13 protein-coding genes and 1 riboswitch are annotated in these 16,078 nt (G+C 74.8%); of the genes, 5 read left to right on the top strand and 8 right to left on the bottom strand.

Annotation, left to right across the window (positions count from 1 at the left end; genetic code table 11):
• Positions 1-297: 297 nt before the first annotated feature.
• Positions 298-1,896: an ABC-F family ATP-binding cassette domain-containing protein gene (locus SL103_RS09950; protein WP_069568400.1), complete on the bottom strand. Its 1,599-nt coding sequence runs from the start codon at positions 1,894-1,896 to the stop codon at positions 298-300.
• Positions 1,897-1,997: 101 nt separating this feature from the next.
• Positions 1,998-2,252, bottom strand: coding sequence for a hypothetical protein (locus SL103_RS37730; RefSeq protein ID WP_164492779.1), 255 nt, complete (start codon positions 2,250-2,252; stop codon positions 1,998-2,000).
• A 269-nt stretch (positions 2,253-2,521) separates the two neighbouring features.
• Between SL103_RS37730 and SL103_RS09945 the strand changes: the two genes are divergently transcribed.
• Positions 2,522-2,938 (top strand): VOC family protein, encoded by a 417-nt coding sequence (locus SL103_RS09945; protein ID WP_069573588.1) that lies wholly within the window; start codon positions 2,522-2,524, stop codon positions 2,936-2,938.
• 35 nt (positions 2,939-2,973) lie between these two features.
• Here the strand turns inward: SL103_RS09945 and SL103_RS09940 are convergent, their stop codons facing one another.
• From SL103_RS09940 to SL103_RS09930, 3 genes are all read right to left on the bottom strand, one after another.
• On the bottom strand, positions 2,974-4,440 hold the full coding sequence (locus tag SL103_RS09940; protein ID WP_079145668.1) for a hypothetical protein: 1,467 nt from the start codon (positions 4,438-4,440) through the stop codon (positions 2,974-2,976).
• Between the two features lie 162 nt (positions 4,441-4,602).
• Positions 4,603-5,730: an alpha/beta hydrolase gene (locus SL103_RS09935; RefSeq protein ID WP_069568396.1), complete on the bottom strand. Its 1,128-nt coding sequence runs from the start codon at positions 5,728-5,730 to the stop codon at positions 4,603-4,605.
• A gap of 113 nt (positions 5,731-5,843) precedes the next feature.
• On the bottom strand, positions 5,844-6,512 hold the full coding sequence (locus SL103_RS09930) for a class II aldolase/adducin family protein (protein ID WP_069568394.1): 669 nt from the start codon (positions 6,510-6,512) through the stop codon (positions 5,844-5,846).
• Between the two features lie 432 nt (positions 6,513-6,944).
• Here SL103_RS09930 and SL103_RS09925 point away from each other — a divergent pair, with 432 nt between their 5' ends.
• Both SL103_RS09925 and SL103_RS09920 read left to right on the top strand, forming a co-directional pair.
• Complete coding sequence (locus SL103_RS09925) at positions 6,945-8,228, top strand: inorganic phosphate transporter (RefSeq protein ID WP_069568392.1); 1,284 nt, start codon at positions 6,945-6,947, stop codon at positions 8,226-8,228.
• Between the two features lie 27 nt (positions 8,229-8,255).
• Positions 8,256-8,492, top strand: coding sequence for a hypothetical protein (locus SL103_RS09920; protein ID WP_069568391.1), 237 nt, complete (start codon positions 8,256-8,258; stop codon positions 8,490-8,492).
• 63 nt (positions 8,493-8,555) lie between these two features.
• On the opposite strand, the gene SL103_RS37200 is transcribed toward SL103_RS09920, so the two are convergent.
• The 3 genes from SL103_RS37200 to SL103_RS09905 are packed head-to-tail and all read right to left on the bottom strand — an operon-like array spanning position 8,556 to position 13,040.
• Positions 8,556-9,968, bottom strand: coding sequence for an extracellular solute-binding protein (locus SL103_RS37200; protein WP_079145667.1), 1,413 nt, complete (start codon positions 9,966-9,968; stop codon positions 8,556-8,558).
• On the bottom strand, positions 9,965-12,610 hold the full coding sequence (locus SL103_RS37195; protein ID WP_069568389.1) for a caspase family protein: 2,646 nt from the start codon (positions 12,608-12,610) through the stop codon (positions 9,965-9,967). The genes SL103_RS37200 and SL103_RS37195 overlap by 4 nt, the downstream gene beginning before the upstream one ends.
• A gap of 4 nt (positions 12,611-12,614) precedes the next feature.
• Positions 12,615-13,040: a hypothetical protein gene (locus SL103_RS09905; protein WP_069568387.1), complete on the bottom strand. Its 426-nt coding sequence runs from the start codon at positions 13,038-13,040 to the stop codon at positions 12,615-12,617.
• Between the two features lie 205 nt (positions 13,041-13,245).
• Positions 13,246-13,374, top strand: a riboswitch (cobalamin riboswitch).
• Between the two features lie 145 nt (positions 13,375-13,519).
• Between SL103_RS09905 and SL103_RS09900 the strand changes: the two genes are divergently transcribed.
• Together SL103_RS09900 and SL103_RS09895 are read left to right on the top strand one after the other, a co-directional pair.
• Positions 13,520-14,488 (top strand): cobalamin biosynthesis protein, encoded by a 969-nt coding sequence (locus SL103_RS09900; RefSeq protein ID WP_069568386.1) that lies wholly within the window; start codon positions 13,520-13,522, stop codon positions 14,486-14,488.
• The gene (locus tag SL103_RS09895; protein ID WP_069568384.1) at positions 14,485-16,023 is read left to right on the top strand and encodes a cobyric acid synthase; all 1,539 of its coding nucleotides are present in this window, start codon (positions 14,485-14,487) and stop codon (positions 16,021-16,023) included. Before SL103_RS09900 ends, SL103_RS09895 begins: the two co-directional genes overlap by 4 nt.
• Positions 16,024-16,078 lie beyond the last annotated feature (55 nt).

Below are 16,078 nucleotides of genomic sequence, written 5' to 3'. Positions count from 1 at the left end.
CATTCCGCAAGGTCAGTACGACATCGTTTGTCTGCGGGCGGCCTCTCGGCCGGGCCGGAATCTCGCCGGGCGGGCCGACCGCGCGCGACTTTCCGCGAGAAGTGGCAGGTCAGGCGGTATGCGACCGAAAAGGCGCGGGCCGGGCACCGGACGGGAGCGGAGGCGGTGAAGGCTCGCCGGTGTACGAGCCGTTCTCACTCAGATGATGGATCACAGGTAGGCCGAATGATCCATACGGCATGATCCAACCGCCGTGAGGCGCTCCCCGCGGCCCTGCGCCGGGCCCGCCGCCGGGGGTCAGGCCAGCGCGACCAGGTCCGCGTAGTCCTGGCCCCACAGGTCCTCGACGCCGTCGGGGAGCAGGATGATCCGCTCCGGCTGGAGCGCGTCCACGGCGCCCTCGTCGTGGGTCACCAGGACCACCGCGCCGGTGAAGGTGCGCAGCGCGCCGAGGATCTCCTCGCGGCTGGCCGGGTCGAGGTTGTTGGTGGGCTCGTCGAGCAGCAGGACGTTCGCGGAGGAGACGACCAGCGTCGCGAGCGCCAGGCGGGTCTTCTCGCCGCCGGAGAGGACACCGGCCGGCTTGTCGACGTCGTCGCCGGAGAACAGGAAGGAGCCCAGCACCTTGCGGACGGCGACCAGGTCCATGTCCGGCGCGGCGGAGCGCATGTTCTCCAGGACCGTGCGGTCCGGGTCCAGGGTCTCGTGCTCCTGGGCGTAGTAGCCGAGCTTGAGGCCGTGGCCGGGGCGGACGTCGCCGGTGTCCGGCGTCTCGACGCCGGCCAGCAGCCGCAGCAGGGTGGTCTTGCCCGCGCCGTTCAGGCCCAGGATGACCACGCGGGAGCCCTTGTCGATGGCCAGGTCGACGTCGGTGAAGATCTCCAGGGAGCCGTAGGACTTCGACAGGCCCTCCGCGGTCAGCGGGGTCTTGCCGCACGGCGCCGGGTCCGGGAAACGCAGCTTGGCGACCTTGTCGGCGGCGCGCACCGCGTCCAGGCCGGCCAGCAGCTTGTCGGCGCGCTTGGCCATGTTCTGCGCGGCGACGGTCTTGGTGGCCTTGGCCCGCATCTTGTCGGCCTGCGAGTTGAGCGCCGCGGCCTTCTTCTCGGCGTTCGCCCGCTCGCGCTTGCGGCGCTTCTCGTCCGCCTCGCGCTGCTGCTGGTAGAGCTTCCAGCCCATGTTGTAGACGTCGATCTGGGAGCGGTTGGCGTCCAGGTAGAAGACCTTGTTGACGACGGTCTCGACGAGGTCGACGTCGTGCGAGATGACGACGAAGCCGCCGCGGTAGGTCTTGAGGTAGTCGCGCAGCCAGACGATGGAGTCGGCGTCGAGGTGGTTGGTCGGCTCGTCGAGCAGCAGGGTGTCGGAGTCCGAGAAGAGGATCCGGGCCAGCTCGACGCGGCGGCGCTGACCACCGGAGAGGGTGTGCAGCGGCTGGCCGAGGATGCGGTCGGGCAGGCCGAGGCTGGCGGCGATGGTCGCGGCCTCCGCCTCGGCGGCGTACCCGCCCTTGGTCAGGAACTCGGTCTCCAGGCGCTCGTACTTCTTCATCGCCTTGTCGCGGGTGGCGCCCTTGCCGTTGGCCATCCGGTCCTCGTTCTCGCGCATCTTGCGCAGCACGGAGTCCAGATCGCGGGCGGAGAGGATGCGGTCGCGGGCGAGGACGTCGAGGTCGCCGGTGCGCGGGTCCTGCGGCAGATAGCCGACCTGGCCGGCGCGGGTGACCGTGCCGGCGGCGGGGATGCCCTCACCGGCCAGCACCTTGGTGAGGGTGGTCTTGCCGGCGCCGTTACGGCCGACCAGACCGATCCGGTCGCCCTTGGCGATGCGGAAGGAGGCGGACTCGATGAGTACGCGGGCGCCGGCACGCAGCTCGACGCCGGAAGCGGTGATCACGGAAAATGCTCCAGGGCAGGAAGACGGCGGATTGGACGGACGGTCCGAGAGCGGTCTGCGCCGTCTAATGAACCCAGAGGAGAACTGCCATACGAGGCAGTCTAACGGGCCAGTGCAAGGAGTTTTTCCGGTCGGCCGACGGGGGCGTTGTGACCCGCGCCACCAGGGAGGGCACCGGGCGCGACGGTACGGCGCCCGTCGTGCGGGTCGGGCCCGGCCGCGCGGGCGGCGGCCAGCGGCAGGGCCAGCAGGACGGCGGCGAGCGGGAGCACGAGGGGGCCGGGACGCCCGGCGCGCCGGCGGGGCGGGGCAGAAGAAGGGGTGGGGGCTGTGGGGGCTGTGGGGGGTGTGCGCACCCGGGTCCCCTTCGTCGGGAGACTGCCGATCGGCGCCGAGCGTAGCGGCGGACCCCGCACCCGCGGGGGCGCGGGACGGCGACACGGCGGTGCGGCGCGGCCGGGTCGCCCGTTCGGCCGCGGCGGGACCGCGCCACCGGGCGGCGCGCGGCCGACCGGGCCGGGGCCGTCCGGCCGTTGCGGGACGGGCGTTGTCAGACCCCGGTGCCACACTGTGATCCAGGACACAGAAGGGCTGGTCCGCGGCGAACGAAGGGACCGTGAGCACGATGACAGGCGCGAGGACGGGCACCCCCACGATGTATCCGACGGTGCTCTACGCGGACGCACACGCCGCCATCCGGCAGCTGACGAAGGCGTTCGGCTTCCACGTCGGCGCCACGTACGAGAGCGAGGACGGCACGGTGCTGCACGCCGAACTCTCCTACGGCAACGGCACGGTGATGCTCGGCTCGAAGGGGCGCGGCGGTGTCTTCGCCGAGGCGATGGAGGACGCCGGGCCGGTGGGTGTCTACGTCCGGGTCGAGGACACCGACGCGCACTACCGGCGGGCCGAGCGGGCCGGCGTGGAGATCCTCATGCCGCCCACCGACGAGCCCTACGGTTCCCGCGACTACATGGCGCGGGACGCCGAGGGAAACGTCTGGAGCTTCGGCACCTACGCGCCGGCCGGCGCCGAAGCCTGAGCCGGGGCCCGGGCCGCCGCCGGCCGGCGGAGCGGTCAGACGCCGCCCGTATGGACCTGGAAGGCCGCGCGGCGCACGGCCTTGGCCAGCGCCGGATCGGGGTGCGCCGCGGCCAGCGCCACCAGCACCTGCACGGTGCGCGGGTGCCCGACGGCACGCACCTCCTCCAGCAGGCGCGGCACCGAGCCCTGGACCGCCGAGTCGAGGTGACGCACCAGCAGCTGGGTCTCCCCGTGGTCGGCGACGGCCGCCGCGGTGTCCACCCACAGCCAGGTCGACTCCTCGCGGGTGAGCACGTCCGGCGCGGTCTCCGGGTCGCCGCCCTCGTGCTCGAAGAGCCACAGCAGGGCGTACGGGCGCAGGGCCGGTTCGTCGGCGGCGGCGCGTACGGCCGACTCGGCCGGTGCGCCGACCGCGCGCAGCGCCTCGAAGGCCAGCCCGCGCAGCAGCGCGTCCTCGCCGCGGGCCGCGACCAGCAGTTCCTCGACGGCCGCGCCGACGGACCGGGCGGCGAGCCAGGCGCGGTACTCCGCGCGGGCCGGTCCCGGGGTGAGCCGGGCGCAGCCGCGCAGCATCGCCTCGGCGGACTGTTCGATGTTGCCGGCCGGGCTCTGGGCGGCGACGCAGATCTGCTCCAGCTTGACCCACACCGACCAGTTGCCGAGCGGCGTCAGCTGCGCCTCCAGGGCGTCGTGGGCGCCGTCGTAGCAGCCGTCCGGCGCGTCCTTCGGCGGCATCAGCGCGCCGACGGTGCACAGTGCGTCCAGCGCCCAGCCCAGCAGCTCGGCCAGCGACGCCCCCGCGGCGTCGTCGGCCGGCTGCGCGGTCCGGCCCGCGGCGTCGCCGCCGGAGCCGGGCGCCGGGTCCTGCCCGTAGGGCACCTCGCAGCGTTCCGTGCGCAGTTCGGTGACGCGCTGGTCGAGCATGTCCAGCAGCGCCGGCAGCCGGACCGGGCCGGCCGACAGGTGCAGCAGGGAGAGCAGTTGCGGCAGTGCCTCGACGACCTCCGCGACGATGGCGGGCCCGGCGCCGGGCGGCGCGGGGCGGGCCAGCGACCAGGCGTCGAACAGCGCGACCCAGCCGCGCAGCACGGCGGTGTCGTCGCGGTCCCAGGCGCGCAGCCGCCAGCCGGGGCGGGCGAGGCCGCCGTGCAGCTCGACGAGTCCGGCGAGCCGGGCCCGGTCCCAGTCGGTGCGGACCTGCCGCGGTGTCAACCCCAGGTCCTGGGCGGCGCGTTCCGCGGCGGGTGTCGGCAGCGCGCCGTCCGGGCCGGCGCGCAGCGCGCCGCCGGAGCCGCCGGCGCCCTCGGCCCAGCGGGCGAGCCGGGCCGCGCCGGCCAGCACGGCGCGGGCCTGTCGGGCCAGTTCCGCGGGCGGCGGGGTGCCCTCGGGCGGGCGGGGCGCCGGCCGCTTGGCCCGGGTGGTCACCGCCCGGCGGGCGGCCGCAATCGGTTGACGAGGGACGAGTCGGAGCCGGGAGTCGCGCGGAGTACGGGACGTCACAGGAGCAGTGTTGCCGCTGACGGCCCGAAAGCCCAATCGGAACCCGGCTCGCGATCCGGCAGGGCCGCGGCACCGCGCCGACCGGCCCCCGATATCCGGAGTTGTCCCCCCGGATGCCCGGCCGTCATCGGGGCGGCGGGGCCCCGGACGGGGGCGGTGGTGCTACATGAGCGGGGTCAGGAAGCGGCGCAGCGCCTCTTCGTAGCCGGAGGGGTCGGCGTTCCACATGGCGGCGTGCGGGGCGTGCGGCACGGCGTGCAGCGTGATCAGCTCCGGGCGGCGGGCCGCGAAGGAGCGGGAGGCCGTCCAGGGGGCGATCAGGTCGTCGGGGCCGTGGAAGAGCAGGGTGGGGACGTTCAGGGCGGTGGGGTCGGCGGCGTCCGCGGGCCGGTCGACGGGCATCCCGGTGGTGCCCTCGGCGGCCCGGACGGCCAGCGGGAGCAGGGCGCGCGGGACCCCCCGGGCGGCGGCCAGCGCGCGGACCGTGGCATGCCGGTCGAGCACCGGCGAGTCCAGGATCAGGCCGCTGATGCGGTCGCGCAGCGCGGAGTGGGTGGCGGCGCGCAGCGCCATCGTGGCACCGGCGGACCAGCCGTGGAGGACGATGTCGCGGGCGCCGTGGTGGATCGCGTAGCGGATCGCTGCGTCCAGGTCGCGCCACTCGGTCTCGCCGAGGTGGTGGATGCCGTCGGCGGTGCGCGGGGCGCCGGGGTCGTTGCGGTAGGCCAGGTCGAGGACGGGCAGCCGGTGGCGGTGCAGGAACGGCATGAGGACCATGGGGTGTGCGCGGGTGGTGCCCAGGCCGTGTGCGGTGATCACCCAGGTGTCGCGCACGGCGGGGACGAACCACGCCGGGAGGGGCCCGAGTTCACCGGGGATGTCGACGTCGGCGCAGTCCAGGCCGAGGGCGTCGCGGGGGTTGCCGAGGTGCACCTGCGGGGTGAGCCGCACCCGGTGTCCCGGCTTGAGGGTGCCGCGGGTGACCCGCTCCAGGCGGCGGACGACCGCGTCCGCGGGGTGCGGGGCGCCGTGGACGACCTCGCCGACGATCGCGTGGCAGCCGCTGCCGGTGAGGCCGTAGGTGCCGGGACGCAGCGACGCCAGGCTGCGGGTGAGGGCGATGCGCTCCTCGGTGACGGAGTGCACGGTCAGGCGCGGGTCGCCCGGGAGGGGGCGGTCGGACGACGGTTTCAGGGCAACGTCGCCGGCGTACCGGCCGACCGCCACGGCGGCCGCGCCGGCACCGATCACGGTGGCGGCCACCACGGCCGCCGCGGTACCCGGACGCATCTCACCAGTGTGCGCAGCGACGCCGGGTGCGGCCACTTGGCGCGGCCCCCGGCGGGCGGCGGCCGGACGGGCCACCGCCCGCCGGGGGCCGCCGCCACGGCGCCGGCCGGCGGTCAGCTGCCGGGGCCGCCGCGCTGGCCGTAACCCGCGAGCCGGGCGCCGGCCGCCGCCAGCTGCTCCGCCGACAGCAGGCTGGGGGTGCCACCGGGCACCGAGACCGCGGTGAGCCAGACCCGGCACATCCACTCCAGCTGGGCGGTGCGGTCCAGGGCCTGGTCGAGGCTGTCGCCGTAGGCCACGGTGCCGTGGTTCTGCAGCAGGGCGCCGGTGCGGTCGCGGAGCGCCTCCAGCAGGTGCGCGGCGAGCTCGTCGCTGCCGTAGAGGGCGTAGGGGGCGACGCGTACGGGGCCGCCGAGCGCCGCGGCCATGTAGTGCACGGGCGGGAGTTCGGCCACGAGGGTGGAGACGGCGGTGGCGTACGGGGCGTGGGTGTGCACGACGGCGGTGGCCGGGGTGGCGCGGTAGACGGCGAGGTGCAGGGGGAGTTCGCTGGTCGGCCGGAGCGAGCCGAGGATCTGCGCCCCGTTCAGGTCGACCGCGGTGATGTCGCCGGGGCCGAGCCGGTCGTAGGGGACGCCGCTGGGGGTGACCAGGACCAGGTCCTTGAGGCGGCGTGAGACGTTGCCCGAGGTACCGACGACCAGGCCGTCGGCGACGGTCCTGCGGGCGGTGTCGACCAGTTCGCTCCAGGCGGCGGCGAGCTGGTCGGGGTGCTCCTTCATGGGTCCTCCGGCGCGGTGCGGCGAGTGCGGATGCAGTGCGCGCCACCGTACGAGCAGGCCGGGGACGGGTGCGCCACAGGCCCGCCGGTCCGGTATCCGCCGCGGGCGGGATAGCGCCCGGATGGCGGAGATTGGCCGTAGTTACGGCACTGTGCCGCGAAATTCCCTTATCGTCGCTGGCGTTGTCATGCACGCCGCCGAGGTCGGGGCGGGCAGGACACCGGGCCGGTCACCGGGGGCCGAGGCCGCCGGAACGGCACGTCGGCAGAGCACATCGAGTTCGCTGACGGGTGAGGCGAAAGTGACGTGTGATACACCTCCGCGTGAACACTGCGGTGGCGTCATCATCACGCCCGTCCCAGTTCACTTTCCGTTCACCCGCCCTCCGTACGTTCCCATCGACACTGACCTTCGAACTGATTGCCTGGGTGAATGGAACACATCACGCTTCTCATCGGGATCGTGATCGTCACGGCCTTGGTGTTCGACTTTACGAACGGCTTCCACGACACGGCCAACGCAATGGCCACCACCATTTCCACCGGCGCCTTGCGACCCAAGACCGCCGTGGCGATGTCCGCAGCCCTCAATCTCGTCGGGGCGTTCCTGTCCGTGGAGGTGGCCAAGACCATCTCCGGGGGCATCATCGACGAGACCGCCGGCGTCAGACCTGAAGTGATCTTCGCCGGCCTGGTCGGCGCCATCATCTGGAACCTGCTGACCTGGCTCGCGGGTCTCCCGTCCAGCTCCTCCCACGCACTGTTCGGCGGCCTGATCGGCGCCACGCTGGTCTCCGTCGGCACGCACGGCGTGCACGGTGACGCCGTGGTGATGAAGGTCCTGATCCCCGCCGTGGCCGCCCCGGTCGTCGCGGGCCTGGCCTCGATGGCCGCGACCCGGCTCACCTACCGGCTGACCCGCAACCGCGACGAGGCCGACACCGCCAAGGGCTACCGCGCCGGTCAGATCGCCTCCGCCGCCCTGGTCTCCCTCGCCCACGGCACCAACGACGCCCAGAAGACGATGGGTGTCATCACCCTCGCCCTGATCACCGGCGGAGTGGTCGCGCCGCACGCCGACCCGCCGCTGTGGGTCATCGCCTCGGCCGGCCTCGCCATCGCGCTCGGCACGTACCTGGGCGGCTGGCGGATCATCCGCACGATGGGCAAGGGCATCACCGACATCCAGCCGCCGCAGGGCTTCGCCGCCCAGACCGGCGCCGCGGCCACCATCCTGGCCTCCTCGCACCTCGGCTTCGCGCTCTCCACCACCCAGGTCTGCTCGGGTTCGGTGATGGGCTCGGGCCTCGGCCGCAAGGGCGCCGTGGTGCGCTGGTCCACCGCCGGCCGGATGGTCGCCGCCTGGGGCCTGACCCTGCCGGCCGCCGGTGCGGTCGCGGCGGGCGCCGCGTTCCTCGCCAAGCAGGGCACCTGGGGCGTCACGGCCGTGGCGGTCCTCGCGCTCGGCATCTGCGGCGCGATCTGGGCCGCCTCCCGGCGCAACACCATCGACCACACCAACGTCAACGAAGGTCCGGCCGCGGAGCCGGCGGGCGTGGTGACCGCCGCGCTGCGCACGGTCTCCCCGCCCCCGGCGGGCCAGCCCGCCCCGGCCGGCGACGCCCCGCACACCCTCGACGAGGTACCGGCCCCCGTGGCCGGCGCCGACACCGCCTCCCCCGCCCCGCGTGCCCAGGCCGCGACGGTCACCCGCTAGCGGCTCCCACCTCCTAAGGAACACTCCATGAGCATCGACTGGGCAGCTTTCGGTCAGGTCTTCGGCGTCAGCCTCGTGGTGACGGTCGGGATCGTGGGCCTGTTCACCGTCGGCATCGTCGGTACGGCCCGCAAGCCGGCCGCGGAGGGCGAGGTCGCCGTGGCGACCGCGCCCGGTGCCGGTGCGCGGGCCGGTGCGGTGGCCGCCTTCGCCCTGTGCGCGGCGGCCGTCGCGTACGGCATCTATCTGATCGTCGCCGCCTGACGCGGCCGGGACGACAGCGGGCGGCAGCGGCCGCGCGCACGAGGCGCCCGGAGGGGCACGGCATCAGCCGGCTCCCTCCGGGCGCCTCGGCTGTTCCTCCTCCCGCCCGCTGAGCGCCTCGTCGGCCTCCCGGGCCAGCGCGTCGGCGATGGCGGTACCGCCACGGCTGCTCAGGTACTGCGAGACCCGGATCTGCACGACCTTGCTGAAGGTCTGGTAGTGGGCGCTGCGCGGGCGCGGTTCGGCCGCCCGCAGCGCCGCGTACAGCGTCCGGGTGTAGGGCGGCTGCCGGCCCGGCCAGGGCGCCCGCTGTCCCGTGCTCCCCCGCTCGGCGCGCTCCGGCGGCAGCGGACAGGCCGGCGCCTTCGCCGCGTCCCGGTACGCCGAGTCGCGGGTCGCCGCGAACCCCCGCTCCAGCAGGCAGCGTTCGCTGCCCGGCCCGGTCAGTGCCTCGATCAGGGCCCGGGCGCCCGCCGGGCGCTTGCTGCCCGCGGAGATCGCCAGGTTCTGCCCGCCCAGCACCGACATCCGCTTGCCGTCGGTGGGCCGGGCCGGCAGCTCGGCGACGTCGAACTGCTTGCCAGGGGTGAGCTTCTCGGCGACCGAGGCGTACTCCACCGGCCAGTTGCGCATGAACAGCGCGCGGCCGTCGGCGAACCAGCGCCGGCTCTCCGTCTCGTCCATCGTCGTCGCCTCGTGCGGCATGATCGAGTCCAGCCGGTCCTTGACGTCGGCGACGCCCTGCTGGAGGGCGCCGACCTGCTCGCCCTTGGTGAAGCTGGTGGCGTCCGGGTCGCCCCCGTTGGCCCAGGCCGCCTCCAGGGTGTTGACGGTCAGCCCCTCGTACGGCCGCAGCTGGGCGACCATCCCGTACATCGTGCGGTCGGCGGGGACGGTGCCGCCCTTCGTCCCGCGGGCCAGTTCCCGGTTGTACGCGCCGGCCACCTCCCGGGCGACGTTCTTCACCTCGCCCCAGTTCGACGGCGGCTGGTGGTGGCCGTACCGGGCGAGGATGTCCTTGCGGTAGTAGAGCAGCCCGGCGTCGGTGTTGAAGGGGACGCCCCAGACCTTGCCGCCGTAGGAGACGGTCTTGACCACGCTGTCGAGGAAGTCGCCGTCCAGGCTCGTGCCCCAGGGCCGGATGACGCCCGCCTCGGCGAACTCCGCGGTCCAGGCCACGTCGAGGTTGAGCACGTCGTAATCGCTGTTGCCGGACTGGCCGGCCGCCAGCAGCTGACTGCGCTGCCCGTCGGCGGTGTCCGGCAGCTTGACGATCCGCACCGAGCGGCCGGTGCGCTTCTCGAAGGCCCGGATCAGGTCCTGGCGCACGCCCGTACTGCTCAGGTCGCTGCCGGTGGCCAGCACGATCGGGCCCTTCTCGGGGCCGGGCTCCGGCCCCGCCGTGCAGCCGCCGGCGGCCACCGCCAGCAGCAGGGACAGCGCGGCGGCCGGCCCGCGGGCGCGTGCGGTCCTCACCGGTCCCCCTTGCCCGCGGTGCCGATGGACGCGACCAGCCCGGCCAGCAGGTCGGGCGCCTGCGGGCCGCCGGGCACGCACTGCCCCCGGGACGCGCCGGCCAGCCCCTGCAGGGTGAAGGTGTCGCAGCCGGCCCGGCCCAGCACCAGCGTCAGGACCGGCACCGGCGGCTTCTTCTTCAGCAGCGCGGTGAGGGTCTGCTCGACGCCCGCCGCGCGCCGCGGACCGCCGTCGTCCTCGTCGAGGATCAGCACGATCGCCTGGTTGCTGCCCGCCGACTTCTTCATCTCCCGTACGGCGGCGGTCAGCGCCTCCTCCATCGCGGCGCCGTGGTCGACGAGTTCCCCCTTGGCGATGCGGTCCAGCGCGGCCTTGCCGGGGGCCGGGTCGGCGGTGCCCAGCGGGACGGCTTCGCGCACCGCCCCCGGGTCGTCGGGGTGCGCCCGGTCGGGGAACGTCCACAGGCCGTACGTGTGGTGGGCGCCGACCATCTCCAGGGCCCGGCCCGCGGCACCGAGGGCCACCGGCAGCTTGCCGCCGTCGGCCATCGAGGTGGAGGTGTCCATCAGGATCAGCAGCCGGCTGGACCGCTGCGCCTTGTCGTAGCCGTCCAGTACCCGGGCGACCTGGTCGGCGCCGGCCGTGAACGGGGTGACCGGCGCGTCCAGGTCGGCGTTGGCGCGGCTGCTGCGCAGCGGGGAGCCCGGCGCGGGCGCGGGCACCGTGCCGTCCTTGCCGGGGACGCCGCGGTAGCCCTGCGCGGTCAGGGTGCGCTGGCCGCCCTGCGGATCGCGCAGCCACGCGGCGAAGCGGTCCACCGCGGCCCGCCGCGCGGTGGCGTCCGCGGCACCGCGCCAGGCCACCCGGATCAGCGGGTGGTCGAGCGCCGGGACGTTCCTGGGGTAGTACGCGGCGTAGCGGTCGCCGGGCGGCAGCGGCGCGTCCAGCGCCGGGCAACTGCCGACGGCGTGACCGAGGTTGAAGTCGGCGAGCGACTTCTCGGAGACCAGCGGCGCCGACCGGTCCCGCTGCCCGCCGGCCGGCGCCCCCGGGTCCGCGCTCGACGGGCGCAGCGAGCACAGCAGTTCGGTGCTGTCCGCGTACTGGCTGCCCGGGGCGGAGAGCCGCTGCTCGGCGCCCTCGGCGAGCGCCGGGTCGGGGGCGCCCGACGTGCCGATGTGCGAACCGTCGTTGGCGAGGTAGAGGCCGATGGTGTGCAGCAGCCCGGTGCCGGACAGCACCGGGCTGGGGCGCAGCAGTTTGAGGTCGCGGTGGGCGCTGTCGGTACCGGTCAGCAGGTCCTGCCAGGAGGCGCCCACCGGCTCCACGTCGTCCAGCCGTTTCGTGGCCGGGATGCCGACGACCAGCGGGCTGTAGGCGACCGGGCCGGTGTCGGACAGGGCCGCCGGGGAGCCCGTCGGCGCCATCCCCCGGCGGGCCTCCTCGTAGACGGCGGTGGACTCGGGGATCCACACGTCCGGCTGCGGTCCCGGCCGGTTGAGCGGGTCGGTGCCCTTCGTGCCGGGCTGCCCCTGGCCGGTGCCCCTGGCCTCGCCCTGCCAGCGGTCGGCGGCCGCGAAGCCCTGGTCGATCTGGTCCTTGGCGGCGGAGTACACGGTGATCTGGGCGCGCCGGCAGCCGGCGGGCAGGTCGCCCTCGCCCGGTAACGGCCGGGTGTTCAGCTCGGACATCTCGTACTCGAACGCGGCCTGCCGCAGGGTGGGTTCGGCCTCCGGCGCGGTGAGCAGCCGCAGTTCCAGGGCCGGCGGGCAGGCCGGCAGCGGCCGCAGCAGACGCAGCGCGGTCAGCCCGGCGGCGGCCAGGACCAGGACCGCGCACAGCGCGAGGAGCAGCCGCAGCCTCGGCCTGAGGTGCTGGTTGAACCAGCGGCGCAGGCGGATGCGCGGCGGGATCGGCAGCCGCACCTCGGGGGTCGCGAACGACAGGACGACGTCGTCGACGGTGTTCTGCTTCGCCGAGCGCGGCTCCCACACGTCGCCCATCGGTGTCCGCTCGCCGGCGAGCCGCACCCGCAGCTCCCGTACGAGGTCCTCGAAGGTGACGAAGCGCCGGCCCGGGATGCCGCATTCGAGGATCTGCACCACGGCACGGGTGAACAGGGTGCCGCCGGCCGGCTCGTCCCCGCTGAAGATCCGGCGGTTGGGCTGGGCGGCCATCAGCAGCGACATCGGCTTGCGGTGGGAGTGGAAGGCGCCGCCGGCGTTGCCCGCGTAGCAGCACTCCAGGACGATCACGATGCGCTCGGCCCGGGTGTTGTCGAGGCAGGAGAGCACCGCGTCCTGCCAGGAGACGGTGGTGTGGCTCTGCCGCGGCACCGACGTGCCGACCATCAGCCGCAGGTCGCCGCCGTCGCTGCCGACCCAGCCGTGGCCGGAGAAGTGCACCAGCAGCAGACCGCGTGCCTCGTCGGCGGCGGCGGTGAGCGCCTGGCTCAGCTCCCAGGGCTCGCCGGGCCGGCAGACGGTGACCTCGTCGGCGGTGAACAGGTCGGTCGCGGTCAGCGCGCGCCGCAGCTCGGCGGGGTTGTCCTCGACGGCCGGCAGCCCGCGGAGCGTCGTGTAGTCGTGGACACCGATCAGCAGCGCCCGGTTGACCTTTCCGCGCGCGTCGTATTCCGACATCCGGTCAGTCCTCGCCGGTGCTGCCGCTCCCGTGCGCCGGGCTGCCGGGCTCGGGGCTCTCGCCGACCGCCCGCACCTCTCCGCCGGCGCCCACGTCGACGGCGGGCGCCTCGCCCTCGGCGCGCTCCTCCTTGCGGCGCCGCAGCCACTCCCGCAGGGCGATGCCCAGCCCCTTGGTCAGCTCGGTGGCGACCGCGCCGACGATGACGAGGATCAGGTCGTCCACGCCCACGGCCATGTCGGCCGGCTCCGCGCCGTCGGTGCCGTCATCCGCCCCGGCGGGCCGCGGCCGCTGCTCCCAGGAGTGCTCCCGGCGGCTCAACCAGGGTTCCCGCTCCAACCACGCCCGGAGGTCGTCGATGTCCTGCTGCGGATTGTTCGTGCCCGTGACCCTGATCCGGATCTCCTGGCGATCGGCGCTCTCCGGCATCCCCCAGCCCCCTTCCGGCGGCCCCTTCGCCACCGTGCTCCCGATAGTGACGTGGGATCAGGGGCACAGGCAACCGTCTGTGACGCCGCTGCCACCCTGTGGCGTGTGCCACAGCGCCTGCCGAGGGGCAGCGTCGCAGGTCAAAGGTGAGTTGACGGGCATTCGCGGACCGTGGTGGACTGCCGGAGCCAATCGGCGACAGCAGAGGAAGTCCGGTGCGAATCCGGCGCGGTCCCGCCACTGTCACCGGGGAGCGTCCTCCGACGACGGCCACGGCCCGTACCCGTACGGGCTGGAAGGCCGGAGGCCACGCCGATCCGGGAGCCAGGAGACTCGTGTCGCCGTCACGTCGAGCCAGGGCGCGGACCCTGAGTGAGGACATACCGCCATGCCCGGCCGCCGTTCGAGAGCACCTCTGCCCCCTGCCCCGGGGGCCCTTCACGGATGTCACGGACCCGCCCCCACGGCGGTCTGACCCGATGCGCGAACACGCGGGATACGCGTGCGGCGCGGCACTCGGCTTCCTCGGCGACCTGATCGCGGCGGACCCACGGCGCGGCCACCCGGTGGCCGCGTTCGGCCGGGCCGCCGCCGCCGTCGAACGCCGGCTGTGGCGCGACCACCGCGGCTACGGGACGGCCCACACCCTGCTGTGCGCGGGCGGTACGGCCGCCGGCGCCGCGCTGCTGGCACGCGCCTTGCGCGACGTCCCCGCCGCCCGCACCGCGCTGACCGCGGCGACGGTCTGGGCCGTCCTCGGCGGCACCTCGCTCGGCCGGGAGGCGCGGGCCGTCGGCGGTGCGCTGGCGGCCGGCGACCTCGACGTGGCACGGGAGCGGCTGCCGCACCTGTGCGGACGCGACCCCCAGGCGCTGGACGGGCCGCAGATGGCCCGCGCCGTGGTGGAGTCGGTCGCCGAGAACACCTCCGACGCGGTGGTGGGCGCCCTGGTGTGGGGCGCGGCCGGCGGAGTGCCCGGGCTGGTGGCGTTCCGGGCCGTCAACACCCTGGACGCGATGGTGGGTCACAAGTCGGCGCGCTACCGGCGCTTCGGCTGGGCCGCGGCCCGGCTCGACGACCTGGCCGGCTGGCCCGGCTCCCGGCTCACCGCCGCCCTGACCGTGCTCGCGGGCCCCGACCGGCGCGGCGCGCTGCGGGCCTGGCGGGCCGACGGCCACGCCCACCCGAGCCCCAACGCCGGCCCGGTGGAGGCGTCGTTCGCGGGCGCGCTGGGCGTACGGCTGGGCGGCACCCTGGCGTACGGCGGGCGCGTCGAGCACCGCCCGGTGCTCAACGGCGGGGCCCGGCCGCCCGCGGTGGACGACATCGAGCGGGCGGTGCGGCTCTCCCGGCGGGTCGGCGCGCTGGCGCTGGCGACGACGGTGGCGGGACGGCTCGCCGCGGGCGCGCTGCGGCGGCGGAACGGAAACGGGAGGAATCGCCGGTGAACGGTGGGCCGGGAACATCCGGGAAGCTCGGCGGCGGCCTGCTGGTGGCCGGGACGACGTCCGACGCCGGCAAGAGCGTGGTGACCGCGGGGATCTGCCGCTGGCTGGTCCGCCAGGGCATCCGCGTGGCGCCGTTCAAGGCGCAGAACATGTCGCTCAACTCGTTCGTCACCCGCGAGGGCGCGGAGATCGGCCGGGCCCAGGCGATGCAGGCCGCGGCGGCGCGCGTCGAACCGACCGCGCTGATGAACCCGGTGCTGCTCAAGCCGGGCGGCGACCGCACCAGCCAGGTGGTGCTGCTGGGCAAACCGGTCGGTGAACTGAGCGCCCGCGGCTACCACGCGGGCCGGCAGGAGCAGTTGCTCGGCACGGTCACCGACTGCCTGGCCGAGCTGCGGCGCACCCACGACGCGGTGATCTGCGAGGGCGCCGGCAGCCCCGCCGAGATCAACCTGCGGCGCACCGACATCGTCAACATGGGCATCGCCCGGGCCGCCCGGCTGCCCGTCGTGGTGGTCGGCGACATCGACCGCGGCGGCGTGTTCGCCTCCTTCTTCGGCACCACCGCACTGCTGTCGAAGGAGGACCAGGCGCTGGTCGCCGGGTACCTCGTCAACAAGTTCCGGGGCGATGTGACGCTGCTGGAGCCGGGCCTGGACATGCTGCGCACCCTCACCGGCCGGCCGACGCTCGGCGTGCTGCCGTACCGGCACGGCCTCGGCATCGACGAGGAGGACGGACTGAGAGTGTCGCTGCGCGGCGCGGTGCGCGAGAGTGCGGTGGCCCCGCCGCACGGCGCGGACGTCCTGCGGGTCGCGGTCTGCGCCGTGCCCCTGATGTCCAACTTCACCGACGTCGACGCGCTGGCCGCCGAACCGGGCGTGGTGGTGCGGTTCGTCGACCGCGCCGAGGAACTCGCCGACGCCGACCTGGTGGTGCTGCCCGGCACCCGCGGCACCGTCCGGGCCCTGACCTGGCTGCGCGAACGCGGGCTGGCCGACGCGATCGCCCGGCGGGCCGCCGAGGGCCGCCCCGTACTGGGCATCTGCGGCGGCTTCCAGATCCTCGGCGAGCACATCGACGACGAGGTCGAGTCGAGGGCCGGCGCGGTCGCGGGGCTCGGACTGCTGCCCGTACGGGTCCGCTTCGCGGCCGACAAGACCCTCGCCCGGCCGGTCGGCGAGGCACTGGGCGAGCCGGTCGAGGGCTACGAGATCCACCACGGCGTCGCCGATGTCACCGGCGGCGACGAGGAGTTCCTCGACGGCTGCCGGGTGGGCTCCGTATGGGGCACCCACTGGCACGGCTCGCTGGAGAGCGACGGCTTCCGCCGGGCCTTCCTGCGGCGGGTCGCCGCCGACGCGGGCCGGGCGTTCGTCCCCGCCCCCGACACCCGCTTCGGCACCCTCCGCGAGGAGCAGCTGGACCTGCTGGGCGACCTCGTCGAGGAGCACGCGGACACCGCCGCCCTGCTGCGGCTGATCGAGGAAGGGGTGCCGGAGGGGCTGCCGTTCGTGCCTCCGGGGGCGCCATGACGGGTACGCAAGCAACGGACCGGGGAGCCGACGGCGACGTGGAGGACGACACAGC

It is taken from the genome of Streptomyces lydicus, from assembly GCF_001729485.1.
Lineage (GTDB): Bacteria > Actinomycetota > Actinomycetes > Streptomycetales > Streptomycetaceae > Streptomyces > Streptomyces lydicus_D.
The sequence above is the reverse complement of the archived record's forward strand: the minus strand, read 5'-3'. Positions and strand labels throughout refer to the sequence as shown.